Origin of the sequence: Motilimonas thetidivivens, from assembly GCF_046452435.1 — a bacterium.
Classification (GTDB): Bacteria; Pseudomonadota; Gammaproteobacteria; order Enterobacterales; family CBDFNC01; genus Motilimonas.
Genome location: NZ_JBKFDK010000003.1, coordinates 67,390 through 91,264 on the forward strand (window position 1 = coordinate 67,390; position 23,875 = coordinate 91,264).

Annotated in this window: 26 protein-coding genes; 12 read left to right on the forward strand and 14 right to left on the reverse strand. The window is 44.1% G+C overall.

The window, feature by feature from the left end; translation table 11 throughout:
- Positions 1 to 52: 52 nt before the first annotated feature.
- The 3 genes from sstT to yjjG all read left to right on the forward strand — a co-directional run bounded on the left by sstT (position 53) and on the right by yjjG (position 2,676).
- Complete coding sequence (sstT, locus tag ACK8OT_RS03510) at positions 53 to 1,273, forward strand: serine/threonine transporter SstT (protein WP_410195126.1); 1,221 nt, start codon at positions 53 to 55, stop codon at positions 1,271 to 1,273.
- A gap of 151 nt (positions 1,274 to 1,424) precedes the next feature.
- A complete protein-coding gene (yjjX, locus tag ACK8OT_RS03515) occupies positions 1,425 to 2,006 on the forward strand; it encodes an inosine/xanthosine triphosphatase (protein ID WP_410195127.1) in 582 nt (193 codons plus the stop codon).
- A complete protein-coding gene (yjjG, locus tag ACK8OT_RS03520) occupies positions 1,996 to 2,676 on the forward strand; it encodes a pyrimidine 5'-nucleotidase (protein WP_410195128.1) in 681 nt (226 codons plus the stop codon). Before yjjX ends, yjjG begins: the two co-directional genes overlap by 11 nt.
- Here the strand turns inward: yjjG and ACK8OT_RS03525 are convergent.
- From ACK8OT_RS03525 to pdsR, 4 genes are all read right to left on the reverse strand, one after another.
- On the reverse strand, positions 2,653 to 4,218 hold the full coding sequence (locus ACK8OT_RS03525) for a sensor domain-containing diguanylate cyclase (RefSeq protein WP_410195129.1): 1,566 nt from the start codon (positions 4,216 to 4,218) through the stop codon (positions 2,653 to 2,655). The two genes, yjjG and ACK8OT_RS03525, sit on opposite strands and share 24 nt — an antisense overlap.
- A 152-nt stretch (positions 4,219 to 4,370) precedes the next feature.
- A complete protein-coding gene (locus ACK8OT_RS03530) occupies positions 4,371 to 4,973 on the reverse strand; it encodes a DUF2982 domain-containing protein (RefSeq protein WP_410195130.1) in 603 nt (200 codons plus the stop codon).
- A 62-nt stretch (positions 4,974 to 5,035) separates the two neighbouring features.
- Entirely contained in the window at positions 5,036 to 7,120 is a 2,085-nt protein-coding gene (locus ACK8OT_RS03535; protein WP_410195131.1) for an ATP-binding protein, read from the reverse strand.
- Positions 7,117 to 7,815 carry a proteobacterial dedicated sortase system response regulator gene (gene pdsR, locus ACK8OT_RS03540; RefSeq protein WP_410195132.1) on the reverse strand — a complete coding sequence of 233 codons (699 nt, stop codon included), beginning with the start codon at positions 7,813 to 7,815 and terminating at the stop codon, positions 7,117 to 7,119. Before pdsR ends, ACK8OT_RS03535 begins: the two co-directional genes overlap by 4 nt.
- A gap of 215 nt (positions 7,816 to 8,030) precedes the next feature.
- On the opposite strand from pdsR, the gene ACK8OT_RS03545 reads away from it, so the two are divergent.
- A complete protein-coding gene (locus ACK8OT_RS03545; RefSeq protein ID WP_410195133.1) occupies positions 8,031 to 8,921 on the forward strand; it encodes a hypothetical protein in 891 nt (296 codons plus the stop codon).
- 63 nt (positions 8,922 to 8,984) lie between these two features.
- On the forward strand, positions 8,985 to 10,154 hold the full coding sequence (locus ACK8OT_RS03550) for a PilT/PilU family type 4a pilus ATPase (protein ID WP_410195134.1): 1,170 nt from the start codon (positions 8,985 to 8,987) through the stop codon (positions 10,152 to 10,154).
- A 63-nt stretch (positions 10,155 to 10,217) separates the two neighbouring features.
- Here the strand turns inward: ACK8OT_RS03550 and ACK8OT_RS03555 are convergent, their stop codons facing one another.
- The 3 genes from ACK8OT_RS03555 to umuD all read right to left on the reverse strand — a co-directional run bounded on the left by ACK8OT_RS03555 (position 10,218) and on the right by umuD (position 12,513).
- The gene (locus tag ACK8OT_RS03555) at positions 10,218 to 10,766 is read right to left on the reverse strand and encodes a DUF2058 domain-containing protein (protein ID WP_410195135.1); all 549 of its coding nucleotides are present in this window, start codon (positions 10,764 to 10,766) and stop codon (positions 10,218 to 10,220) included.
- Between the two features lie 85 nt (positions 10,767 to 10,851).
- A complete protein-coding gene (locus ACK8OT_RS03560; protein WP_410195136.1) occupies positions 10,852 to 12,105 on the reverse strand; it encodes a Y-family DNA polymerase in 1,254 nt (417 codons plus the stop codon).
- Between the two features lie 3 nt (positions 12,106 to 12,108).
- Positions 12,109 to 12,513 (reverse strand): translesion error-prone DNA polymerase V autoproteolytic subunit, encoded by a 405-nt coding sequence (gene umuD, locus ACK8OT_RS03565; protein WP_410195137.1) that lies wholly within the window; start codon positions 12,511 to 12,513, stop codon positions 12,109 to 12,111.
- A 407-nt stretch (positions 12,514 to 12,920) separates the two neighbouring features.
- Here umuD and ACK8OT_RS03570 point away from each other — a divergent pair, with 407 nt between their 5' ends.
- Positions 12,921 to 13,475, forward strand: coding sequence for an RBBP9/YdeN family alpha/beta hydrolase (locus tag ACK8OT_RS03570; RefSeq protein ID WP_410195138.1), 555 nt, complete (start codon positions 12,921 to 12,923; stop codon positions 13,473 to 13,475).
- Positions 13,476 to 13,504: 29 nt separating this feature from the next.
- Here the strand turns inward: ACK8OT_RS03570 and ACK8OT_RS03575 are convergent, their stop codons facing one another.
- The 3 genes from ACK8OT_RS03575 to ACK8OT_RS03585 all read right to left on the reverse strand — a co-directional run bounded on the left by ACK8OT_RS03575 (position 13,505) and on the right by ACK8OT_RS03585 (position 15,914).
- Positions 13,505 to 15,118 (reverse strand): GAF domain-containing hybrid sensor histidine kinase/response regulator, encoded by a 1,614-nt coding sequence (locus ACK8OT_RS03575; RefSeq protein ID WP_410195139.1) that lies wholly within the window; start codon positions 15,116 to 15,118, stop codon positions 13,505 to 13,507.
- Positions 15,119 to 15,306: 188 nt separating this feature from the next.
- Entirely contained in the window at positions 15,307 to 15,660 is a 354-nt protein-coding gene (locus ACK8OT_RS03580; protein WP_410195140.1) for a type II toxin-antitoxin system PemK/MazF family toxin, read from the reverse strand.
- Positions 15,660 to 15,914, reverse strand: a complete 255-nt coding sequence (locus ACK8OT_RS03585) for an AbrB/MazE/SpoVT family DNA-binding domain-containing protein (protein ID WP_410195141.1) — start codon at positions 15,912 to 15,914, stop codon at positions 15,660 to 15,662. Before ACK8OT_RS03585 ends, ACK8OT_RS03580 begins: the two co-directional genes overlap by 1 nt.
- A 340-nt stretch (positions 15,915 to 16,254) precedes the next feature.
- Here ACK8OT_RS03585 and ACK8OT_RS03590 point away from each other — a divergent pair, with 340 nt between their 5' ends.
- The 4 genes from ACK8OT_RS03590 to ACK8OT_RS03605 all read left to right on the forward strand — a co-directional run bounded on the left by ACK8OT_RS03590 (position 16,255) and on the right by ACK8OT_RS03605 (position 19,992).
- Positions 16,255 to 16,809, forward strand: a complete 555-nt coding sequence (locus ACK8OT_RS03590; protein ID WP_410195142.1) for a YdcF family protein — start codon at positions 16,255 to 16,257, stop codon at positions 16,807 to 16,809.
- A 539-nt stretch (positions 16,810 to 17,348) separates the two neighbouring features.
- Positions 17,349 to 18,227, forward strand: a complete 879-nt coding sequence (locus ACK8OT_RS03595) for a hypothetical protein (protein ID WP_410195143.1) — start codon at positions 17,349 to 17,351, stop codon at positions 18,225 to 18,227.
- A 263-nt stretch (positions 18,228 to 18,490) separates the two neighbouring features.
- Positions 18,491 to 19,690: a tyrosine-type recombinase/integrase gene (locus ACK8OT_RS03600; RefSeq protein ID WP_410195144.1), complete on the forward strand. Its 1,200-nt coding sequence runs from the start codon at positions 18,491 to 18,493 to the stop codon at positions 19,688 to 19,690.
- Positions 19,691 to 19,716: 26 nt separating this feature from the next.
- Entirely contained in the window at positions 19,717 to 19,992 is a 276-nt protein-coding gene (locus tag ACK8OT_RS03605) for a DUF3634 family protein (RefSeq protein ID WP_410195145.1), read from the forward strand.
- A gap of 12 nt (positions 19,993 to 20,004) precedes the next feature.
- On the opposite strand, the gene ACK8OT_RS03610 is transcribed toward ACK8OT_RS03605, so the two are convergent.
- Complete coding sequence (locus tag ACK8OT_RS03610) at positions 20,005 to 20,838, reverse strand: CvfB family protein (protein WP_410195146.1); 834 nt, start codon at positions 20,836 to 20,838, stop codon at positions 20,005 to 20,007.
- Positions 20,839 to 21,065: 227 nt separating this feature from the next.
- On the opposite strand from ACK8OT_RS03610, the gene ACK8OT_RS03615 reads away from it, so the two are divergent.
- Positions 21,066 to 21,644: a thymidine kinase gene (locus ACK8OT_RS03615; RefSeq protein ID WP_410195147.1), complete on the forward strand. Its 579-nt coding sequence runs from the start codon at positions 21,066 to 21,068 to the stop codon at positions 21,642 to 21,644.
- A gap of 103 nt (positions 21,645 to 21,747) precedes the next feature.
- Positions 21,748 to 22,026, forward strand: coding sequence for a peptidylprolyl isomerase (locus ACK8OT_RS03620; protein WP_410195148.1), 279 nt, complete (start codon positions 21,748 to 21,750; stop codon positions 22,024 to 22,026).
- A gap of 48 nt (positions 22,027 to 22,074) precedes the next feature.
- Here the strand turns inward: ACK8OT_RS03620 and ACK8OT_RS03625 are convergent, their stop codons facing one another.
- The 3 genes from ACK8OT_RS03625 to ACK8OT_RS03635 form a co-directional block, all read right to left on the reverse strand.
- A complete protein-coding gene (locus tag ACK8OT_RS03625; RefSeq protein WP_410195149.1) occupies positions 22,075 to 22,317 on the reverse strand; it encodes a hypothetical protein in 243 nt (80 codons plus the stop codon).
- Between the two features lie 376 nt (positions 22,318 to 22,693).
- Positions 22,694 to 23,410: a tRNA-uridine aminocarboxypropyltransferase gene (locus ACK8OT_RS03630; RefSeq protein WP_410195150.1), complete on the reverse strand. Its 717-nt coding sequence runs from the start codon at positions 23,408 to 23,410 to the stop codon at positions 22,694 to 22,696.
- A complete protein-coding gene (locus tag ACK8OT_RS03635; RefSeq protein WP_410195151.1) occupies positions 23,410 to 23,871 on the reverse strand; it encodes a CreA family protein in 462 nt (153 codons plus the stop codon). The genes ACK8OT_RS03630 and ACK8OT_RS03635 overlap by 1 nt, the downstream gene beginning before the upstream one ends.
- Positions 23,872 to 23,875 lie beyond the last annotated feature (4 nt).

A 23,875-nucleotide genomic window follows, 5' to 3' on the forward strand; every position in this document is an offset into this window, starting at 1 on the left:
ATTACTTTGTTAATAGCGGTAGAGCACTTCACAATAGCGCTAAGGGTGGAAAATGACTCAATCAAACTCACTGTTTGCCAAGCTGGCAAATGGCAGCTTAGTGCTGCAAATCATTATAGGGATAGTAGCCGGTGTGGCGATTGCCAGCATTTCTAAAGATGCGGCCCTGCAACTGGCGTTTTTAGGGGACTTGTTTGTTGGTGCGCTAAAAGCCGTTGCACCGATTTTAGTGTTTGTGTTGGTGGCGGCCTCCATCGCTAACCAAAAGCGTAATGCCCACACCAGTATGAAGCCGATTATCATGCTGTACCTTGTTGGTACGCTAGCAGCATCGCTTACCGCTGTGCTGTTTAGTTTTGCTTTTCCGACCACGCTGGTACTGGTCACGGGCGTAGAAGGCACAAATCCACCGCAAGGCATAGGTGAGGTGTTAAATACCTTACTATTTAAACTGGTTGATAATCCTGTTAATGCACTGCTAACTGGCAATTACATCGGTATCTTGGCTTGGGGTGTGGGTCTAGGCTTTGCGCTACACCATGCGACCTCAGCCACTAAGCAAGTGTTTTTGGATGTCAGCCATGGCGTTTCAAGCATAGTGCGTTTCATTATTCGCCTTGCACCTATCGGTATCTTTGGTTTGGTAGCAGGTACGTTTGCCACTACAGGTTTTGCGGCCATTGCCGGTTACGTGCAGCTGCTGGCGGTTTTACTTAGCGCCATGTTGTTTATTGCTCTGGTAGTAAACCCATTGATTGTTTACGTTAAAATTAGACGTAATCCTTATCCTTTAGTGCTGCAATGTTTACGTGAAAGTGGCGTGACGGCGTTCTTCACCCGTTCAAGTGCGGCCAATATCCCAGTGAATATGGCGTTGTGTGAGCGCTTAAAGCTGCATGAAGATACCTATTCTGTGTCTATTCCACTAGGCGCAACCGTGAACATGGGCGGTGCGGCAATCACTATTACTGTGCTGACGTTGGCTGCGGTGAATACGCTAGGCATTGAAGTAGATTTAATGACAGCCTTGCTTTTGAGTGTGTTAGCGGCGGTATCGGCCTGTGGTGCATCGGGTGTAGCCGGTGGTTCATTATTGCTTATTCCACTTGCTTGTAGCTTGTTTGGCATCAGTAACGATGTGGCGATGCAAGTGGTAGCAGTAGGCTTTATCATAGGTGTGATCCAAGATTCAGCTGAAACAGCCCTTAACAGCTCCACCGACGTGGTGTTTACCGCAGCGGCGTGTGAAGCGGATGAAAAAAAGGCTAGCTAGGTTTTAAGCTAACTGCTTATTTGATTATCTTTGGGTCGCTGCTGCGGCCCTTTGTTTTTATGGCCATTGTTATTGCTGGCTTGGTACAGGTAAAATAACCGCTATTTGGCTCTCCATTGTTTTATTTTTCTTAATTGTCTATAGGCCCTTGATGACCTCTATTTGTTCGCCAACGTCATTACCACCGAGTTTGCAAGTGGTGGTGGGATCAACTAACCCCGTTAAAATAGCCGCTGCTCGCGGTGCAATAGCTAAGCTTTTCCCTGACTATGAAGTGAAAGTCCAAGGTGTCGTTGCACCCTCTGGTGTTGCCGAGCAGCCCATGACAGACGCTGAAACCCGTTTGGGGGCCGTGAATCGCTGTCAATATTGCGCTTTGCATTACCAAGGCTATTTGTTTGTGGCGATTGAAGGCGGCGTGGATAATTTTATCGATGGTCCGGCGACGTTTGCTTATGTGGTGATCAGTAATGGCACCCAGCAATCCGTGGGCCGCAGCTGTCAGCTGCCATTACCGAGCCGGGTTTACCAAGCTTTAGAACAAGGAGAAGAGCTCGGTAACGTGATGGATCGTTTGTTTAATACTACTAACATTAAGCAACAAGGCGGTGCCATAGCTTTGCTCACCGCGCATCAAGCCTCACGCACCAGTGTCTATGAACAAGCGTGTATTTTGGCCTTGGCGCCCCTTATCCACAGTGAGCTATATCAGCAGGTGAGCGATGCAATTTGATTGGGTGGTGTTTGACGCCGACGATACCTTGTTTAAATTTGATGCTTTTGCTGGTTTAACTCAGCTGATGGCTGAGTTTGGTGAGCCTTTTAGTCATGGCGATTTTAAGCTATATCAGCAGACCAATTTGCCCTTATGGCAAGCGTATCAAGCGGGGGCTATTTCCGCTAGTACGTTGCAGTGTCAGCGCTTTGAGGGGCTAGCCTTGCGATTAGGGGTGAGTGCGGCAAGTTTAAATGATCGTTTTATTGCCATCATGGCGCAAATTTGTGAGTTGCTACCTGGTGCAAAATCCTTGTTAATGGGGCTAGCACAACGCGCTAATCTGGCCATTATCACCAATGGATTTACCGCAATGCAGCATACTCGACTGCATCATCATGGCTTAACTCACTTGTTTGATCATGTGATTATTTCTGAGCAAGTCGGCGCGGCTAAACCCGATGCCGCCATCTTTCAGCATGCGCTACGTCAGTTTGATGTACAAGATCCCAAGCGAGTTCTGATGGTCGGCGATAATTTAGAAACCGATGTGCTGGGTGCACAGCGCCTAGGCATGCAAACCTGTTGGTTAAATCACACCGGCAAACCTTTCTCCCATACCGAGGTCGATGAGCCTGATTATCAAGTGGCCAGCTTAGATGAGTTAGCGCATCTGCTGTTGCGATAAGGGCTGGAACGAAAATGCAGCCACCTGATCTCGGCCTGCATTTTTGGCTTGATAGAGGGCTTGATCGGCTTCTGCTATCAAGGTTTTGATATCTTTATCGTATTCATACTCCGTGACCCCCGCACTGATGGTGATTGCAGCCGGAAAGGGCGGACGTTGGCTTGAATATTTCACGATTTTGATCATTTTATCTATCAACTTACAAGCCGTAGCCAAATTCACTTGCTCAAGTACTAAGATAAACTCTTCGCCGCCCCAGCGGCCAACGAAATCGACAGCGCGAATATTTTGTTGGATCAAATGTGCGAGTTGTTGCAGCACTAAATCGCCGGTCTGATGTCCGTGTTCATCGTTGATATCCTTAAAGAAGTCGATATCAATCATGGCAATAGCAAAGGCCATTTGATTATCATGGTGTGCATTGTTTGGGTGCTGTTCACGTTGGATTTTGTTGAGAATTTGCTTTAAGTGTTGGTTAATTGCGTGGCGATTAGCGATCCCCGTTAAGGCGTCGGTACAGGCTTGTTGTTTTATTTTCTCACGTTCGGATAAATCATCAATGACCACAATACTGTGCTTGCTATTGTCGGCATGATAGGTCGCAATTGCTATGTTGGCTGGAAAGATGTCGCCACTGATTTTTTTAGCGGTAAAGCTGCGACTGCGATCGGCCATGGGTTTTACTCGCTCAGAGCGCTGAAACTCGTTGCGAAGCTGAATATGCTTTTGCCTTATATCATCAGGAACCAAATCATCAATCCTCAGACTGCCTAAGGCTGATTTGTCGAAATGAAATAGTTCCATGGCGCTGGGATTGGCTTGGGTGATCACCCCATTTTCATTGGCGGTGATAATAGCACTGGGCGCACAGCTAAAAATAATCTCTTTTTCGATGTAGGCTATGCGTAGTTTTTTGTAGCCAAACAGCATATAGGCTATGGCTAAGATACTGACAATAAACAATATATTAACAATTAATAAGAGTTGCTTAGTGATTGCATCGTAGTCTTCCCCCATCTGTTTTAGCATGGCTAAAGGGTGCTGCTGGTGGCTATTTAATATTTCCTTTATTGCGTTCACCGCTAAGGTGTCATCAACCTTAACTTGCTGGTCAATTTCACTGATACTGGCTCCTTGAGCTATCATGGCCCGCAAAATCGGCAGCTTATTGCGGTAGTTGTTGATGACGGTTTGTATATCCAGTACTTGGTTAACATGCTCTGGAGATAATGCAAGGTAACGATCTAACGCTTCAAGACTTTGTTTGACCTGTATTTCGGCATTGATTAAATAATCTGGATTATGACGTAGCACGGCATTTTTGAAATTATGGATAAAGCCACCGTAACCTGTGATATAGATAGCTTGGTTTAGGTAATTTGCTTTCTTTATTTCTAATTGGGTGAAGGCTTCTAAATTTGACCGGGTACCATGTATTCGCATAAAGGTGGCATACAATAATGTCATGATCAGGATGAACAGCCCTAAAGTGACGATGACTACTTTTAATCTTGGCATTGCGCAGGACGGTACGTTTGTCATTGTCTACCCATCTTCATGTTTATTTAATGTAAATTGTAGTTACCGTGATTTGAATTTGCTTAAATTTAGGTTTGATTTATGTTGTTTGTGGCAACATGGGGGAGCTGAGTGAACGTAACCGTCGCTAGCTTATTCCGCTTTAAGGTCTCTGTTTAAGACTCTGTTAATGCCTCTGATAAGGCCTGTTGTTGGTATTGGCGTATTAAAGGCAGGAAATCCTCAATCGGCCGATCTAGGCAATTACTGCTGAGGTAGATGTGATAACCCAAGAGTTGGTTTAGCAAGGTGATGCGATGCCCTAACATGGCATTAAGGCCGCGGTAGCGGGTTTTATTTGGGCTGATAAAATCACGGACATCAAATAAATGATCGCTCGCACAGCTAGGGCAATCGCTGTGATGGCGCATGGCTAAAATGAGTAAAGCCCGTTGCTCAACAATAAAGTGACTGCATAAACGGGGCGATATCGTGTTAAGCAGTGCTTCAGGGTGCCTCAGCTTGATGCCTAAATAGGCAAGCTGTTGTGATGGGTAACCTAAGGTGGGGATATCGACGCGTTGAATATCCTGCCATGCCAATGTAAAGCTACCCTTACTGTGAAAATACGTTAAGCCCGTCTCATCTAATTTGATGCTGATTTCAGGCTCTACTATTTTGGCGATGCCAAGCATCATGCTAATAAACGCTGCTAGCAATAATAACAGCAGGCTTAGGCTATATTGCGGCCAAGCCAGCATAGCGGAAATCAACAACATTAAAGCAATGGCACTGCCATAGGTTAAGGTATAGGCATTGCGCTTAGTGCTGGGTTTGACGGCTAAGGTTTCGATATTGCTTCCCCCTTGCTGACGAGTGGATATTGCAAACTAAACACCACGCCCTGCTGGGCATTGTAGGCTTTGCACGTGCCTTGATGATGCTTTTGGATAATGCTCACTATATATAAACCTAGGCCAAGGTGGCTCTTGTCTGGCTCGGCCTTGGGCATTTCATCACTGCGCATTGACACTAACGAATCAAAGATCGTGAGCCCATGTTGTTCTGGTAGCGCTTGTCCTTGGTTGTATACGTTTATCTGCCAGTTTAGTTCATCTTTGCTTAGGGTTAGGGTGATGGTTGTCCCTGGCGTGGCAAAGTCGATGGCATTGTCTACTAGTTTATCCAGCGCTTGCACCACTAGCTCTGGGTATATCCACGCAGTAAAGTCATCGTCAAGTTGATTGATAAACTCAATCCGTTGCTCTGGCCAAGTGTGCTGGTAGGCTTGGCTTAGCTCGTGAAGTAATTCGGCTACCTTTACTTGGTCGCATTCAAAATCATTTAAACTTTGTTCAAGTCGCTTAGCTTCGCTCATAGCGGTAATAATTTGGCTCAGACGACGACAACCATCGCTAGCTCGGGTGATGAATATGCTTTGTTCGTCATGGCTAACGCCAAGGTGGTTTAAGTTATCCAGTGATGAGCGGATCACCGCCAGAGGGGTACGCAGTTCATGGGATAGCTTTGAGGCAAGGCTACTGAGATAATCCGTTTGTTGTTGTTTGAGCGTTAAGAGTTGATTGAAATTACGTGCCAGCTCACCTAGCTCATCTTGACTCTGCATCAGCGGCAAGTTGCCGTTAAACTCACTATCTTGATTCATTTGCGCTGCGGCGCTGGCACTGAGGCGGTTGACGCGCCAGGTGAGCCAAGTGGCATAACTTAGCAGCCCTAACACAATGACACAAAATGCGATCAAGCTGATAAACAATAGACGATTGAAACTGCTACCCGCGAGGCGGATCAATACCTCACCGCCTTGGCTGGCGATGAGGTAATATTGGCTGTGTTGATTAACTTGTATTGGTTCAACCATTAACAGATGGCTGCGATAGCCCTGTTTAAACCAAGTGGGCTGTTTAAATTGGCTGACAAATTCGGGATATACCAGCTGATTTCGCTCAAACAAATCTCGCCATTGCGGCTGGGTGTCGTTTTGTTGTAGCCAAGCGTACACTTTTTCCATCAACCAAAAACCGGGGATATCTCGATTAACTTTGGGTCCGCTGACCTCACTTAATAACCAGCCTTGTTGATCGACCAAGGCTAATTGGATCCCTTGTTGCACTAGCGGTGTCAGTAAGGCGGTGAGCTCATCATTTTGATGTAATAGTGGCCGTAAACTGCCTTGGGTTCCAAGACTGAAGATCTTCTTCTCGCTGACACTGTCTTCCACGTCAGCAAGTGGGTGGGCGTTGATAGCTTTACTGAATTCACGTTGATAGATTTGCCAATCAAGGCCTAACCCTTGAGCAAAATCACTGAAGGGTAGCTTTAGCTCGATATCCGCGCCTTGTTCATTTTCACGCCAAAAACCTAAGGCTTGATGACGACTTGTGGTCTTTGCGTTGGTTGCATTCAGGTAGAATTCGCCCGCGCCTGATACTTGAATCGGGTAGTGGATGATCTCCCCTTGTTGATTTAACCCTTGCAGTACGATTTGTTGCCACTGGGTTGCTTGGGGCTGATTGTAACGGGGTTTGTCTGTGTTGAGTTGGATCCATAGATACAAATATTTATCTTGGATCTGGGCGCTGAGTTTGAGCGCTTTTTGCTGCGGTTTCGCTTGCCATTGCAGGCTTGGTGGCTGTGGTTGTTGCCAATCGTTGGCGTAACCGTCTAATTGTATTTGATCTTTAGCTTTAACCGCATAAACAGCGGCGCCAAATGTGCTCGGGTGAGGCTGGCGCAGTGCACTGGGTTGCTGTTGTAACACTAGGGCTGCACTCGCCAAGGAGTTCGCTAACATTTGCTCTTGGCTGGTGGCCAAGACTTGAGTAATTTCCTTAATGCTTTGACAACCCGCCCAAGGAAGGCCCAGCATAACAATTGAGATAAGTAATAGCTGGGTCTTTAATTTCACTGTGCACTCCAGCGATAGCCCATGCCATAAGCGGTGCGAATATGATCAAAATTGTCGTCGATCTGCTTGAATTTACGACGGATCCGTTTGATATGTGTGGTGATGGTGTTGTCATCTTGCACCACATTGGCGGCGTCCATCAGCTGTTGGCGCGACTTAACTTGACCGGGGTACTTAGCAAGCGCATGGACAATCCAAAATTCGGTCAGGGTTAATTCTACCGGTTGCTGACCCCAAGTAATGGTCATAGTGAGATTGTTTATTTCCATTTCACCGCGGATCAGCGTGTCACTATTTTGATTGCCGCGTTGCTCAAGGGCATCAACCCGCCTGAGCAGGGCTTTCACTCTGGCGATCATTTGGGTTAGGCTAATGTCTTTGGTTAAATAATCATCGGCTCCGAGTCGTAACCCCGACACTTCATCTAGCTCACTGTCACGCGCGGTGAGAAATATAATGGGTAAGGTAGCTGACTGCTCGCGTAACTGCCTGCAGAGGTCAAATCCGCCTTCATATTCATCGGCTAAGCCAACATCGATAATGGCTAAATCGGGCAAACCATGCTCGACAAAATAATTAAGTGCTTCACTGCGCGTGGCAAAGACATGGACGGTAAAACCTAAGCGTTGAAAAGAGGCTTGATAATTGGCTGCAATGGTTGGCTCATCTTCGACTAAGGCGATAATGCGTTGCATAGCTTTCCTTGATTGGTTCTTTGAGTGCGATTTTTTCTTAATAACAAAAGCTAAGCACTGATTTTCCCATGTTTTTTTTGCGCTTTGTCAGCAAGATCACGTTAATTACTCTGTATCGGTTTTGAATCTGTTGTCACGGTCTATTATTTAATAGACTGCTGCTTTTTACTAGATCAAGCATAAACTTTAACGATTGTTGCAACAAAAGGTGTTTTATGCGTACTTATATTGGCCTATTTTTGCTCTGTTGGTTATGGTGGATGAGCCCTGTAGCCTATGCCAAACAAACCATTACGGTATGGGATCAGCTTTTAACTCATCCCAATAACATAGTGCCGCAATTGTTGATCAAAGCATTGGATGTAACTAAGCCCGAATACGGTGATTATGAGCTTGTGGCTTCTGATCCGATGGAGCAGGGACGTGTGATCCGCTTTCTTGCGCAAAGTCCTAATATTGACATTGCTGTGTTTGGACCCAATAAATTCCGTGAAACCGTGGCCATTCCGGTACGGTTTCCTGTTACAGGTACCTTGCTAAGTTACCGTGTTTGCCTTATTCAGCAAGGTAAACAGTCATTATTTAATGGCATCGCTAACTTGAACCAGCTGGTCGGCTCTAAATTGGTGATTGGCCAGCATCAAGACTGGCCTGATACCTCTATCATGGAAGCCAATGGCTTAACCTTATGGAAAAGCACCAAGTATGCCATTTTATTCGATCAGCTTAGTGTTGGTCGCTTCGATTGTTTCTCTCGTGGTGCCAATGAGATAGTGCAAGAGTTTGAGAGTCACCCTAATAAAGGTTTGGCAATCGAAGATAGCATGATGATTTACTACCCATTTCCGCTATTTTATTTTGTTAATAAAGCGAATCCCGAACTCGCCAAGCGGGTTGAATTAGGGCTTAATCGTGTTTACCAATCGGGTGAATATAACCAAATGTTTAAGCAGGAGTTTGGGGCCTCTCTGACCAAATTGCATTTGGCTGAGCGTAATCCCATTGAATTAGTTAACCCCCAGTTAACCAAAGAAACTGAGCAGGCCATGCTTAAGTTTAAACACCAGTTTGATGACTTGATTAAAACGGCAGGTCAAAGTAAGTGATCTGATTCATTAATTAACGCTAAATAATGAGTCAGTGCATAAGTAATTAGCGCGGAGTAATATATGGAATTTGAACAAATGTTAAAGGTCTTAGCTAGCCACGATGGCTCGGATCTTTACCTTTCTACTGGTGCACCAGCATGCGGTAAGTTTCAAGGGGTATTAAAACCCATCGACAAAACCCGTTTTGAACCAGGGCAAATTCAGGCCATTGCCGATTCGATCATGGATAGCGAGCAACGAGCCATTTTTGAGCAAGAGCTCGAGATGAACTTGGCGCTATCGATTCATGGTGTTGGCCGTTTTCGCGTCAATATTTTTAAGCAGCGTAATGAAATTTCCATTGTGGCGCGTAACATTAAAATGGACATTCCAAAGTTTGAAGATCTCAAACTGCCCGAAGTGTTAAAGGAAGTAATTTTAACCAAAACCGGATTGGTCTTGTTTGTTGGTGGTACGGGCTCGGGTAAATCGACCTCTTTGGCCGCCTTGATTGATCATCGTAACTCGACCCAAGGTGGTCACATCATCACCATTGAAGATCCCATCGAATATGTTCATCAGCATAAGAAGAGTATTATTAACCAACGCGAGGTGGGTGTTGATACTCGCAGTTTCCACGCTGCCCTCAAGAACACCTTGCGCCAAGCGCCTGATGTTATCTTAATTGGTGAGATCCGCGATAGGGAAACCATGGAGCATGCCTTGGCGTTTGCTGAAACGGGTCATTTGGCAATATCGACCCTGCATGCCAATAACGCTAACCAAGCCCTTGATCGGATCATCAACTTCTTCCCTGAAGAGCGCCGCCCACAGCTACTTAATGACTTAGGTAATAACTTACGTGCCTTTGTATCGCAGCGTTTGGTGCCAACGGTTGACGGTAAGCGCTGCGCGGCGGTGGAAGTCATGTTAGGCAGCCCAACAGTAAGGGATATGGTGCAACGGGGCGATTTTGGTTTACTTAAAGAAGTGATGGAGAAGTCCAAAGAGCTGGGCATGAAAACCTTCGATATGGCGCTGTTTGATTTAACCCTTGAAGGCCGAATCACCGAAGAAGAAGCGATTAAATTCTCTGATTCACCGAATAACCTACGGCTGCGCTTTAAATTGCATCATAAAGGCCAAGGTGAAGAAACGTTAGAGCAAGAGCAAGATGGAACGACGATGAAAACGTCATCGGGATTATCACTCAGTCTGGAGCCAATGGACGATCCGGATGAGCCCGAATAAGTCAGCATAATCGGCCGCGAGCCAACAGAAATGGCGCTTGCTGTTGGTTCGCGGCTTGCGTAATTACCACATTAAATCATCTGGAATTTCATAACCCGCGTAAGGGTCTTCTTCTTCAATTTCGGTTTGGGTGGCAGCGGTTTTTTCATGTAGTAGCACGACCGCGTTGGCATCTATGCTGTCCAGGCGTTGTGCGACTTGGTCTAGTACTACGTAAAAGCGCTCATCTAAGGTGACGACCGCTAATAGACCTTTGACTAAATCCTGTTGGATTTTGGCTGTCACCCACAGGGATTTGATGACTTTGTCATAGGTGAACTTGTATTCAACGTCGCCTTCAATATCTTTAATTGCGTTGCGTAAAATGATTTGTTTGACGCGATCTTGGCGCTCTTTTTCAGCGGCGGCGGCTTTACGGGCTTCATTTAATGCCTCGTCTTTTTGCTTTTGCGCTGCTGCAGCTTGCTCTAATTCAAGTTGCAACTCGGTTTTTTCAACCGTGCCTTTTTTCTTTTTCTGTTTTTGTTTTTTGCGCTTTTCAGATTGTGCACTGCGCGCGGCTTGCTTGGAAACTAACCCTGACTTGAGTAGCTGATCGGCTAATGATGACATAACAATAACATTCCAATTTGAATCATACTGGCCACATTTTACCTAGTTTAGTTAAAAACGCGACCGCAAATCGTAGCTGGGCGGTTTAGCAGCGGATCTGCGGGATATCAGACCAACGGGTTGTATACTGCGGCGATAAAAAGGCTCGTCGCATGGCCCAAGGTTTGCTGATGCCTTCGCCGGCCAGTTGCATTACCTGACCAAAGCGTTGATTGATTTGATCCATACAGCGCATTAACGCGGGGTTGGCCCGTTCAACACAAAACAAATCCAGCTGCTGTTGCTGCTCATCAATTAGCTCTAACAAACCGACCCCGACTCGATAATAAGGCACCTGCGGTTGATACAGTTTATCCAGCTGTGCGCTCAGGGCTTTGGCGATGACCGCGCTGTCATTTGTGCCTTGGGCGAAGGTATGAAATAGCTTAAATGACATAGGGTTAGCATCAAAGGGAGAGGTTGCCGCAAAGGCCATCATATAGCGGCATAAGCTGCCTTGCTGGCGTGCTTTTTTGGCTGCAATCGCGCCGTGTTGCACCAGTGCTTGATTAAGACTGGTGCGATCCGTTACCCGTTCACCAAAACTTCGGGTGGAGAAAATTTGTTGTTTATTCGCCCTGACTTGATCCCAACTTTTAACCGCTTCGCCTTTGAGCTCGCGCACCGTATTCGCCAGCTCTATATTCACTTGTGCCTTGGCTATCTCGGGCTTCATGTTCGCTAGCTCTAAGCCATTATTTATGTGTAATAGCGGTAGTTTTTTGGCTAATCGCCGACCTATCCCCCAGATATTTTCAAGCTCCATTTGCCTTAAAATAGCTTGGCGCTGTTGGTCATTATGAATAACACAAACCCCTTGATAGCCAGCTAGCTTTTTCGCCGCGTGATTGGCCGCTTTGGCTAAGGTTAGAGTATTGGCAATGCCGACGCTCACAGGTAATCGTAGCTGAGTCCAGATACAGCGGCGAATAGCGTGGCCAAGTTGTTCAAAATTGGGCCACAAAGGCGCCATGCCTGTTAAATCAAGAAACACTTCGTCGATGCTGTAAACATGCATATTGCTGCAAAACTGCGCCAAAGTTTGGCTAAAGCGAGCGGATAAGTCGGCATAGAGTTCATAATTGCTGGAGCGCACGGCTACCTGATGCTGCTGACAGCGATCTTTAACCTTAAAATATGGGGCAAAGCGGGGGATATTTAGGGCTTTGGCGCGGCTATTCATGGCGCAAACACAGCCATCGTTATTGGTTAACACTATCACAGGGCGACGTCGCAATGACAAATCAAACACCGCTTCGGCGGCGGCGTAAAAACCGTTAATATCAACTAAGGCAAACATCGCTTAATCCAGCAGTAAGTGGCTAGGCTTGTGCAAACGAACCGAGCGGGTGACGACGCCTTCAATGGAGAATTCATCATGCTCGGTAATGGTTACGGGCACTTCTTCATCATTGCCAGAAAGTAGCATTCGCTTGTTAAGATCAAGGATTTTACAGACAAAATTACCGTTATAGTTGGCCACGATAACATCAAGATGGCTATAGCGGTAAGCGCGATCCACAATCAGAATATCATTGTCCATGATGCCGACATTGCGCATACTGTCGCCGCAAGCGCGGCCAATGAAGGTGGCATTAGGATGTTCAATCAAAAGCTCATCTAAGCTTAATCTTTGTTCGGTATAGGTAGCCGCAGGAGATTCAAACCCCGTGATCCCACAGGCCACTTTGATTGGGATGATACGCATTGATATTAAACCTGTATAAATATACAGTAAATAGTAGCAGTGTTCAGGAATTGAGACAATCTCTGTTTTTGCGCGCGGTATGGGTTGAGAAGAAAACACAATTGGGTCAAACGTTATTTAAGATACATGACACACATATAAAATTATGCCATCATGCTTATTTGGGTTTAATGGATGACACTTTTAAACCCTGCGCTTGCTAAACATCTAACTTGCCAATTTAAATAAACGAAAACAAAGCGTTAAGCAAACAAGCGGGGACTGTGATGGGTAAGCTTTGTGAGCATCTCGGGTTGCCAAGGCTTGCTCAAATCCCACAAAAATAGACCAACAAACTAGCTCAATATGCATGGAGCTTGTTAGAATGGCGTGGCCCATAGTCATTAGTTAATAAGCGACAGTCAGCGATGAAGATTACCCTGGTAAATGTCCCTGGTTACACCAATGCCGGTCCAGAGCACTGGCAAACTTACATAGAAAAGAAATTTCAACATACCTTAAGGGTTCAGCAGCAGGATTGGCTTTCACCTGTGCGTGAAACTTGGATCCAAGGCTTAGAAAACACCTTAGCGCAAGTATCAGGTAAGGTGATATTGGTCGGCCACAGCTGCGGTGCCAATACCATAGTGCAATGGGCGCAGCAGTATCAAAATCCGAATGTAATAGGGGCTTTATTAGTGGCTCCCGCTGATATTGATAGCGATGCCGCCGTCAAAGCCATTCAAGTTCAGCGTCCTCAAGCCAAGCAAAAGCTCTGGTTTCCGTCTATTTTGGCTTACAGTGATAACGATGGCCATGCGCGAGCCGAAGTCAGTGAACATTTTGCGCAGTGTTGGGGTAGTGAGCTTGCCTTTTTTAAAGGGGCAGATCATTTTCATACCGAGGCAGGATTTGGTGATTGGCCAGCCGGTGATGCGCTAATTGAAAAGCTGGCTGGGCAACCCTTAGCGCGAAATCGTTAATCAGTACACGTTAAAGAAGAGCTGAGCAGTTAGCTTAGTCTAGCGTGAAATAATTTGTTGAGTGCTTGGCGTAAACCTTCAATCTGAATCGGCTTAGTTAAGAAATCGTCAAATAGGGCTTTTTCTTCATTACGGCAAAAAACATCGGCTGTTAGCGCGACAATCTTACTCGAGTAATTGTCTTGTTTCAGCTGCTTAGTGGCTTCAAGGCCACTGATGCCCGGCAAATTAATATCCATTAAAATCAAATCATACTGGTGCTGAAGCACTTGGTTTAAACAAGCCTCACCAGTATCAACTGTGTCATGACTGACACCAATATTATCCAGTAATGCTTGCAGTACGATTTGGTTTACCTTGTTGTCTTCAACAATTAACACCCGTAGATCGCAGGGCAATTTACCTTGATATTGAGCAATGGCGGGTTGTTCAGGTGATTCAATCAGCGTCAGCGGTAAGCAAACACGAAAGGTGCTGCCATGGCCTAATTCACTGATTAAACTAATATTGCCGCCCATTAATTCAACTAATCCTTTGGTGATGGATAAGCCAAGACCAGTGCCTTCTTGCTCTGATTTATGTTTACCCACTTGTACATACTTATCAAATAAACAAGCTTGATCGGCCTGACTAATACCCACACCTTGATCTTTGATTTCGATGATTAAGTCACTGTTAATGAGATGATAGTTCACAAAAATGTGGCGATGTTCGGGAGTGAACTTGATAGCATTATTAAGTAGGTTTGAAAAAATCTGCGACAGTTTAGTTGCATCCATCATAGCCATGGTTGGCTCGGGTAAACCATTGCTGGATTCAATTATCACGCCTTTTTGCTGTGCTTTGATATTGAGTAAGGCGGTGTTTTTATCAAGCACTTCAACTAAATTGATTGGCGAGGGCTCAAGCTCCATGTTACCGGATTCAATTTTGCCTAAATCGAGCACCGAATTGATAATGCCTAATAAGCGATCACCGCTAAAGGCGATTTGTTGAATGTAGTCTTTTGCCTGTTGGTCAATATCGCACAAGGATTTATGTTGCAGCAGTAAATCTGACAAGCCAATGATTGCATTTAATGGCGTGCGAATTTCATGGGAGACATTCGAAAGGAATTGGGTTTTAAAGCTGTTTGCTAGCTCGAGTTTTTTATTTTGAATTCGTAGCTCAAGCTGAGAAATAACTTCACGCGCTAAAATAGCCAAAGCATGACGCTGTTGCTTAGTGAGCTTTTTTGGCTGCTCACTGATAACACAAAGCGTACCAATATTATGGCCAGATGGTGTTTTTAGTGGCATACCGGCATAAAAACGGATATCAGGTGCGCTTGTCACCAGTGGATTATCAAAGAAGCGTTCATCTTCTAATGCATTGGGCACTTCGAATAATTCATCTTGTAAAATAGCATGAGAGCAAAAAGCAATTTCACGACTCGTTTGCTGAGCATCTAAACCCACTTTAGATTTAAACCATTGTCTATCTGGGTCCACTAAACTAATGAGACAAATCGGCGTTTCGCAAATCTGCGATGCTAACTCGGTTAAATCATCAAATACACGCTCAGCGTCGGTATCAAGCACATCATATTGATAGAGGGCTTGTAAGCGTTCAAGTTCATTATCGGGTAATTTAGCTGGCTTCATAGTCTTAGGATTTTAAGTGGCATACGGATAGTGTAGCCAAGATTATGAAGAGCGTAAAAAAACAAGGCCAACCAAGCAGTTATTGTGTAGTCACTTTAACGTTGGATCAGTTTTACTGATTTTGATGAGTTTACCTAAACCACCTTCCGGTAATTCATCTGTAGTGGGAAACATTCGATCAAAACAATCTACTCATCGAATAACGATTCAGCGCCAATCAACGGGATAAGCCGTAGCAAAACATCTTCCATTACACCATTTTCAGCAGTGGTAATTTTCTTCGCACTGCGGTCTTTCCACGAAAGAGTCTGGATTAAACTTGAAGCAACAACACTTGGTTTATCGAGGTTATTCACTGGCACTTCGGTAGCTTGACCTCGAATACTGGTACTAATCGGGCAGCAAATTAACAACCCGGTTTGCTGATTGTATTCTTTACTTGAAAGGACTAATGCAGGGCGATACTTCCCGATCTCTTTGCCTTTCACAGGCTCAAAATCTAGCCAAACAATTTCATTACGTTTAGGTACATACTGCGCCATTACTCGCCCAACTCTTTATCCGATACAAACGCCAATTCATCAGCATGAGCTGTATGAGCATCTAAACCATTCAATAGCTCTTGTTCACTAAACGGAAAGCGCTTCTTCTGACGTTTGATTGGCTCAATAATAATTTTATTCCCATCGGCTTTAACCTCAATATCAGCCCCTTCAACTAAGCCAAGTTGTTTGATGAAAGCGGCAGGGATTATATTGCCGAGACTATTACCGATTTTTCGTACTTGAGTGCGCATAATTCACCTCATTAGTAGGTACATTGTTATAACATGACTAATTGTACGCCGCCTATGGTCAGTGTCAACTTTGTTATAACAAAAGCTAAGTTTGCTGTCCTAGATTACTGTTCAGCCATTTTGGCTGTGTACTTCAATGCTTAGTAAAATAGGCGAAGTGGCAGACGCAGTTACAATTGGAGTAATTTCAAGAAGATGCTAATGTATTACGCCATTAAGCGACCACGAGTAGCGATTTATTCACGCAGATTGCTGCTAGGTGCGTGGTGATTTACACGCGTAAATATATAACTGAAGGGCCGGATATTACGTTCTCACTCAATTGTGTAAGGGATTTGGATTGAACAAAAGAGAAATCGAGAGTATTACGCAGGTAGTCTTCCCGACACACCAAGATGAGTTCCAACATGCAGAGGTGCTTGTTGTACTGGGTAGTTACAAAGCTACTCAATATAAGATGCCAACTGCAGTACGACTGTACAAGGAGAAAAAAGTCTCCAAACTTCTATTGTCAGGTGGCAACTTGGCAATAGATCAAAAGCCAGAGTTTGAGTCGATGAAAGAGTATGCATTGGATAATGGTGTTTCAGATTCGGACATTATCTTAGAGCGACGCGCAAAAAATACAGTAGAGAATGCACAATATTCCGCAGAGATTATTTTAGAGAGTGACGTCGCGAAAAGGTCAGTTGCAATATTGACAACGGCTTTCCACATAAAGCGGGCTAAGTACTTATTCAAACATGCTTTACCTCAATATTTGGAACTTCACAGTTACTTTGTAAACGATAGCAGTACTCGTAGGGATAATTGGTGGTACACCGAGAGTGCAGTCTCGCGTGTAATGCACAATCATGAGGTGATAAAGCGTTTAGGTGTTAAACCGTACGCATAATCAGGTGATACCGCAAGCAACAGCTGACTGGATATGCACGCCAAGGGATAACAGGTTTCTGACGTTGGTTCTCGGCTTGCGCCATTGTTGCCAGCAAGCCATTCGAACTCTGCGCTTGCAGCGGTCAAGGTCAAGGTCAACACAGCCCGAAGGTATTGGCTTAGTTTGAAGAGCTGATATTTCATCGAGATTAAAGAAAAAGTGGAGATAGCACTATACGGCGCGACGTGAAATCTGAATGTGTTGTGTAGTTAATGCTACCCAGATTTCACGTAGGAGTCCATTTTTCTGTTCAAACGATTATCAACACAGTGTCAGAATAACTTTTCTCATTATTTCAGTAGTTTACCAAGAGATAACGAATCTCATAAGATCCGCAAATCTCAAATTGAATGATGTACCAAATATAACCGAGTAGTCCTATGAATACTCTATTTAACATAATAAACATAATGCGCAGTTGTATATTTGTGGTATTCGTTGTTGTTAAGTGGACTATGTTAATATGCTATGACTTAATAAATGGAGATTTAACCAATATGGGTACTAGACTCAAAATCGGATCAATATGTATTTTGCTGTTATCTTGCTTATATGAGCTAATTTTGGTGCGGAATCATTTTGATATTCTTTCCCTTACGATTTTTCTTCAGTCTCTGGAACAGTTTGATGTGTTCTATCCAAAAACGACCTTTGTTATCTTTGCGTTAGCATGTGCCAGATTTGCTACCTATTTATTTGGTATAGAAAAGAAAACTCACAGAATTGATCATATGGCACGGTATATAACGATTCGAAAGTTAGTGGCAAATCTAAACGATGTTGAGCAGAATTGTTCCATTGAATCTGTGATTCTTCCGATGTGCATCTCTTACCGAAGTGCATATATAGCGCAACACATGTATCCCCAAATGATCTTCAAAACACAGTCCACAGATGCAACAGTCAAGCCCGATATGACTTTTTTGAAATGCCAAGAAATACTGGCTACATTGGAAAGATACTACTGGCTCGCAGTCATATGTCAGGAGCGTTATACTAGTTACCATTACGATGAACAAGAAAGATTACTTGAAATTTGGCATTCATTATCAGAGCACTTTTTTGGCTTAAAAACTATCCTTAATGCTTCTTGCTGGTTTGAAAATAACGCAACCATTGAGTACAAATCAACTTTTTATCGACTGGCTTTTACAACAGTTGACGAAATTGAACAATTGCTCGATATGTATCTCAAGGTATATCGGCCTTTGCTATCCATGGCTGATGAGGTTGAAACCATAAGTGAGCTAGAAAAAAGCATTGCTGATATAAAAACCATACATCAAGAAGAAAAAGTAAAAATTGATAACGTATTACGCCGTGATCAAAATTGGGGAAAATTAAAAGAAATAGAAAAATTTTTGGCTTCGCTATGAAAGAAACTACTAGGTTTTACTGGCTAAGTTCTTGGGATTTTACGTAGCAACACGAAAAAATATAGATCACACTTTTTACCTGATAAATAACAAATATGATTTAAAACTAACCAAGATTGAATCGTTATCATCGTTTTTCGTCTTACTTTGTCATTGGCACATGATATCGGCACTAAAAGTGCATTAGCTTAAGCTAGATATTGTATTTATATACAGTTATTATCCGTATAACGCTAATTATACGGGTAAGCTCATTTTAGGCTATGGTGCCATTTATTCCTTTGTTCCCTCATGCCGATCAATTAGATACTGGCATTGCACAAATCAATACACAGATAACGACGTTGGACAATACCATCACTGACGCCAGCTATAGCTACAGTTTGGCCATTGAGTACTTGGCAGAAAACCGGTTTAACGCCAATAACTTTAAGTCTATTCGCGGTGAATTGAATACGTTATTTAATTGGTTGTGGTTTGTCCAACGCGTGAGCTTGGCTGAGGTTGATCGGATCTTATTGCGTAAGTTTGTTGATTTTTGTAATGACCCGCCGCTTGAGCTTATTGCCCCCACCTCCTACCCCTACTTTGTGAATGACAAACAAACCGGTGAGCAACAGATTAATCCGAAATGGCGACCTTTTGTACTTCGAGGTGAAGCCGGCTATATCCGCAAGGAAGCCACACTAAAGGCGCAGCTTTCCCTGCTCAGTGGGTTTTTCTTATTTTTGGCCGATGTGGAATACATGGATAAAAATCCAGCCGCGGTATTATTGCGTCGACTAAATGTGAATAATACGCGAGTGGCCGAATCGGAAGAAACAGATAAAGGGTTGAGTGAATTACAGTGGCAATGGGTTGAGCGCATGGTAGCGCAACTGGCAAGCCAAGATCCTGATAAACACATGCGAACTAAGCTATTGTTTACAATGCTTTATTATCTTTATCCTCGGGTATCTGAAATTGCAGCTCGGCCTGGATTTACACCGCTGATGAGTCATTTTAAAAAGCACCGTAGCGGCGTTTGGGTGTTTCATATTGCCAAGAGTAAGGGCGGAAAAAGTCGTCAAGTCCCCTGCCCGCCAGCCGTTTTAGATGCACTTAAGCAGTACCGTGCATTTTTAAATTTGCCGCCGTTACCTTTGCCAAATGAACAAACACCACTTTTTGTGCGCCATCAGGCTGGTACTCATGGTCGCGAAAAAGGTATATTGCAAGCTCAGCTTGGTGTGGAAGCCATTCGCGGTATAGTCAATGAAGTATTTGAGCTAACAGCGCAAGCCATGATGGAGCGTTACCCTTATGAAGCCCGAGAATTAAGCGGCTTTAGCGTACATTCACTCAGGCACACTGGGATAAGCCATGCCATAGCACAAAATCAACCACTGCAAACGGTGATGAAAAATGCCGGACACAGTGATTTGACCACCTTATCTATTTATACCTCTGGAACCGTACGTTAACGGTACGCAGTATAGGGAGGAAATTCATGCTGTTAAAGATCACTGCCCCGATATGGGTGAACCTGAGCCAAGGCAAGATAAGCTATAAAAGAGGAACGATGCCAGCTTATTTTCAAACCGAATTAAAGCGAATATTTGCATTTAGCTCGGTCACTGGTGACGTCTATGTGGTGCGCAGGGGTAAAGGTTATGAGTTGAAGTTTTCCAGCAGTATTCCCGATAATTACTGTCAACGTTGTCGTAATGTCTGGCGTGGCTACGGTGCTATAGCGCAAGCACCGGGTGGCCGACGAAAAGGCTAATGGGAAGCTGATCTAATCAATCAGCTTCATGCCTTCTTTACTTAACGCGATTTTACCTTGTTTAAACAGCCCACCTATGGCGCGCTTAAAGGCATTTTTACTTACGCCAAAGTGCTGTGAAATCACTTGCGGATCACTTTTATCACTCAGGTTACTGCTACCGCCATGTTGTGCTAGGTGATCTAAAATCGCCTGACTAAGTTGATCAACAATTTCATGTTGCGGCGGTTGTAGACTTAAATCAATCCGACCGTCATTACGCACTTGCTTAATATAAGCTTGATGACGTTGACCAACGCGAATAGGTTTAAATATTTCATTGCTGTAAATAACCCCCCAGAAGGTGTTATCAACAACGGCCTTGTAACCTAAATCGGTACGCTGAGCGACCATCACATCAACTTGTTGATGCTTTTTGTAGCGTGGTTGCTTCTTATCTAGAAAGCGATCTAGCTTGGTTGATGCAGCAAGACGCTGAGTTTGTTCGTCGCGATAAACATATACAACGTACTTTCTGCCGACTTCCATTGGGGTGCGTTGTTGATTAAACGGCACTAGCAAATCTTTATCTAGCCCCCAATCTAAAAACGCACCAGGGCCGCTATTTGCGAGCACTTTTAGGTAAGCAAATTGGCCGACTTGCGCCAGAGGTTTTTGCGTGGTGGCAATGATCATGTCTTCAGAATCTGTGTACAAGAACGCGTCCAACCAATCGCCAACCTCGCAATCGCTGGGCAGAAACTTATTTGGCAATAACACTTCACCCAGATCACCTGCATCAAGGTATGCGCCAAAAGGCACCATTTTTACAATCTGTAATGAGTTAATTATTCCTGTCTTTGCCATGATCTACACCTGTTTACAATAATCGGCGCATTATAGCTTCATCTGCCTTAAAATGCGCAGCTATTTACATAGCTGTTTGAGCTTTAGCTTGGCAAAACTCGTTTAGCCTATTTGTAAATAAACGAATCCTCGCTTGGTTAACAGCGCGCTTTACTGCGGCGAATCATTTTTTACTCGATGTGTTTTAGGGTAGAATCCGGCCTTATTTTTTTGCTAGGTGCGTTAGCATGGCTCAGCTTTATTTTTATTACTCCACCATGAATGCAGGTAAATCAACCTCATTATTACAATCTGCTTATAACTATTATGAGCGAGGCTTAAACAGCCAAATTTTTACCGCCGCCATCGATAATCGAGTTCAGGTCGGTCGCGTAAGCTCGCGTATTGGTTTAAGCCAAGCTGCTCATGTATATGATGGTGATACGGATATTTTCATGGCGGTGAAGCAGTTAAACAGCAACCAAAAGATCGATTGCTTGTTGATCGATGAAAGTCAGTTTTTGTCAAAAGCACAAGTTAAACAGCTAACGCAAGTTGTCGATGAACTGAATATTCCCACCTTGTGTTATGGTCTGCGCACGGATTTTGTTGGCGAGTTATTTGAAGGCAGTCAGTACTTGTTGGCTTGGGCCGATAAATTAGTGGAGCTTAAAACCATCTGTCATTGTGGTCGCAAAGCCAATATGGTGGTGCGCGTGAACGAGCAAGGCGAGGTGCTAAGAGAAGGTAACCAAATTGAAATTGGTGGCAACGATAAATACATTTCTGTATGTCGTAAGCATTACCATCAGGCATGTTATCAATAACATATATTGCGCGAGTTAACGCTAATTGATTGCCCGACAAGTTGGTAAACGTCAAAGGATCGGGTACACTTTTTTTACATTCATAAGCAAAGAGACATCAACTATGCCATTAGCAACCGCACGCCATATTTTGGTCGACACTGAACAACAATGTAACGAGTTAAAAGCGCAAATCGAAGCGGGAGCTGATTTTGCTCAGCTCGCTAAACAACATTCATCTTGCCCATCAGGCGCTCAAGGCGGTGATTTAGGTGAGTTTGCACCGGGTATGATGGTACCAGAGTTTGATAAGGTCGTATTTAGCGCCCCAGTAAACACGGTTCAAGGTCCAGTGAGAACTGATTTTGGCTATCATTTATTAGAAGTGACTAGCCGCAGCTAAACGCAATAAAAAAGGGAGCAAGCGCTCCCTTCCCTCGCAATTTTTGCATTAATGCACGACAAAATGCTCCCCATCTATCTCGCCGTAACATTGCCCATTTTTGAAGGTTTTCCGATTAAAATAACAAGATAAACAGCACATGGTCTGGTCTTTTTGTGGGCTTGGCGTACAAATTTGCAATACCTTGACGGATGAATGAGGAATAACATAAGTTTGCAACCACCCTCTTTTAGTCTGCTTTTGGGTGTGTAGCATGATCAAGGCATCGGAAAGCTTGTGTGTTGTACGCATAATTAATTTCTCCACAAAAATGAATATTAACAAGTGCCTTCCCATCAATTAGGCAACTCGTTACCCGGTGGCTGCTGCTAAGCAAATGCCAAATTAAGCCGTAACATTCAAAATAGACGAGCAAATCTCACCTGCCAATGTGCTAATTAATCATTTTCAGCATATAGCTAAAGAACTCCTCTAGGTTATTGATTTCAAATAGATGACATCGAGTTAAATTTTTTATTACAAAGCAAAGGTGCGGTATTTATAGCGATGATAGATCCAATTGAATCGATATACTGATAAGGTGCGCCAATAATTATGAATGGAAGCATGATGGCATAATAATATAGCTATTCTTAACTTAATCTGGCCGTTCACAGGCCAAGAGTTACTATTTCAATATGGCTTTTAGCCTAGCTAATGCCCCCGGCTCAGGTAACTGACGCTGCATTTTCCCAGTCAAATAGTGCTCTTTAAATACATCAAACCATGCATTCATAATGGCGCCATTTTGCGGCTCATCTAGGCTGTCGTAGACGAGAGCGGCTACTTCTGCCGTCCCTAATTGATGATCTTGAACACTTTTACGGATCAAGTAACGTGACACCAACTCAGGTGAAAATGACAAGACGGGGAAGCTATCAAGCCAAGGGCTTTTTTTAAACATTTTCCGCGCTTGGCTCCAGCTCGCATCAAGCAAAATAAATAGCGGTACCTTGTCCGAGGCCAGTATCGGCTTATGCACCACTACCCTTTCAGCTTGGCAATATTCCTGTGGAAACACCACGTAGGGCTGATATTGTGGATCATTTAATAACCTGAGCATGGCAGGATCAGGCTCGGTTCTTGACCAAATATAGGCATGACAATCATCAGCTAGGTCGGCAATTAAACGGCCAGTATTGCTGGGTTTGAGCACCTCGTCGTCATACATCACCAATAAAAATGCGGCTTTGCTGTGCAATTTAGGTTTGTGGTCGCAAATGCAAAGGTGAAGATTGATCATACATTGGCGGCATCTGACCACATTAGCGCCACGCGCTAAATATGGCCGAGTTACCCGTGCCATACGCTCTTCGTATAACTGCTGTACTGCGTGTTTTGACATTATTGTTGACTCGGTGCTTGCCAAGCGTCACTGCCGAACAAGGGAACGGTTGACAATGAATGCTTGTGGCTGCCGTTGGTTTCTTTGGTTGAATAGCTTAAATAAAGTAAGGTTTGGTGCTCAGCATCAAATAACCGCCTAACTTTCAAACTTTTAAATAAAATACTCTTTGAGGCCGAGAACACCACCTCGCCGCTCTTCGACTTATCTATTTGATTAATTTGCGCTAACGTAATAGGCCCCGTTTGCCGGCATGAAATGCCCATATCCGAAGGATCGGCAAAATCCAAGTTTGCCTTTATATGGCTAAGATGACAGGTAACACCCGGTATTTTAGGATCGGTTAGCGCCTCGATATGAACATCTTTTGTGGTGAACATACCTAAACTCACCTTGCCCACATCGTCACTACAAGCCATCAGCCCATAGGCTAAAATGGCGACGGTTAATGCCCGTTTCATTGAA

Coding starts and splice junctions, on each gene's coding strand:
- sstT (WP_410195126.1), top strand. CDS start 53: ATGACTCAATCAAACTCACTGTTTGCCAAGCTGGCAAATGGCAGCTTA.
- yjjX (WP_410195127.1), top strand. CDS start 1,425: ATGACCTCTATTTGTTCGCCAACGTCATTACCACCGAGTTTGCAAGTG.
- yjjG (WP_410195128.1), top strand. CDS start 1,996: ATGCAATTTGATTGGGTGGTGTTTGACGCCGACGATACCTTGTTTAAA.
- ACK8OT_RS03525 (WP_410195129.1), bottom strand. CDS start 4,218: ATGACAAACGTACCGTCCTGCGCAATGCCAAGATTAAAAGTAGTCATC.
- ACK8OT_RS03530 (WP_410195130.1), bottom strand. CDS start 4,973: ATGTTGTTGATTTCCGCTATGCTGGCTTGGCCGCAATATAGCCTAAGC.
- pdsR (WP_410195132.1), bottom strand. CDS start 7,815: ATGCAACGCATTATCGCCTTAGTCGAAGATGAGCCAACCATTGCAGCC.
- ACK8OT_RS03545 (WP_410195133.1), top strand. CDS start 8,031: ATGCGTACTTATATTGGCCTATTTTTGCTCTGTTGGTTATGGTGGATG.
- ACK8OT_RS03550 (WP_410195134.1), top strand. CDS start 8,985: ATGGAATTTGAACAAATGTTAAAGGTCTTAGCTAGCCACGATGGCTCG.
- ACK8OT_RS03555 (WP_410195135.1), bottom strand. CDS start 10,766: ATGTCATCATTAGCCGATCAGCTACTCAAGTCAGGGTTAGTTTCCAAG.
- ACK8OT_RS03560 (WP_410195136.1), bottom strand. CDS start 12,105: ATGTTTGCCTTAGTTGATATTAACGGTTTTTACGCCGCCGCCGAAGCG.
- umuD (WP_410195137.1), bottom strand. CDS start 12,513: ATGCGTATCATCCCAATCAAAGTGGCCTGTGGGATCACGGGGTTTGAA.
- ACK8OT_RS03570 (WP_410195138.1), top strand. CDS start 12,921: ATGAAGATTACCCTGGTAAATGTCCCTGGTTACACCAATGCCGGTCCA.
- ACK8OT_RS03575 (WP_410195139.1), bottom strand. CDS start 15,118: ATGAAGCCAGCTAAATTACCCGATAATGAACTTGAACGCTTACAAGCC.
- ACK8OT_RS03580 (WP_410195140.1), bottom strand. CDS start 15,660: ATGGCGCAGTATGTACCTAAACGTAATGAAATTGTTTGGCTAGATTTT.
- ACK8OT_RS03585 (WP_410195141.1), bottom strand. CDS start 15,914: ATGCGCACTCAAGTACGAAAAATCGGTAATAGTCTCGGCAATATAATC.
- ACK8OT_RS03595 (WP_410195143.1), top strand. CDS start 17,349: ATGGGTACTAGACTCAAAATCGGATCAATATGTATTTTGCTGTTATCT.
- ACK8OT_RS03600 (WP_410195144.1), top strand. CDS start 18,491: ATGGTGCCATTTATTCCTTTGTTCCCTCATGCCGATCAATTAGATACT.
- ACK8OT_RS03605 (WP_410195145.1), top strand. CDS start 19,717: ATGCTGTTAAAGATCACTGCCCCGATATGGGTGAACCTGAGCCAAGGC.
- ACK8OT_RS03610 (WP_410195146.1), bottom strand. CDS start 20,838: ATGGCAAAGACAGGAATAATTAACTCATTACAGATTGTAAAAATGGTG.
- ACK8OT_RS03615 (WP_410195147.1), top strand. CDS start 21,066: ATGGCTCAGCTTTATTTTTATTACTCCACCATGAATGCAGGTAAATCA.
- ACK8OT_RS03620 (WP_410195148.1), top strand. CDS start 21,748: ATGCCATTAGCAACCGCACGCCATATTTTGGTCGACACTGAACAACAA.
- ACK8OT_RS03625 (WP_410195149.1), bottom strand. CDS start 22,317: ATGCGTACAACACACAAGCTTTCCGATGCCTTGATCATGCTACACACC.
- ACK8OT_RS03630 (WP_410195150.1), bottom strand. CDS start 23,410: ATGTCAAAACACGCAGTACAGCAGTTATACGAAGAGCGTATGGCACGG.
- ACK8OT_RS03635 (WP_410195151.1), bottom strand. CDS start 23,871: ATGAAACGGGCATTAACCGTCGCCATTTTAGCCTATGGGCTGATGGCT.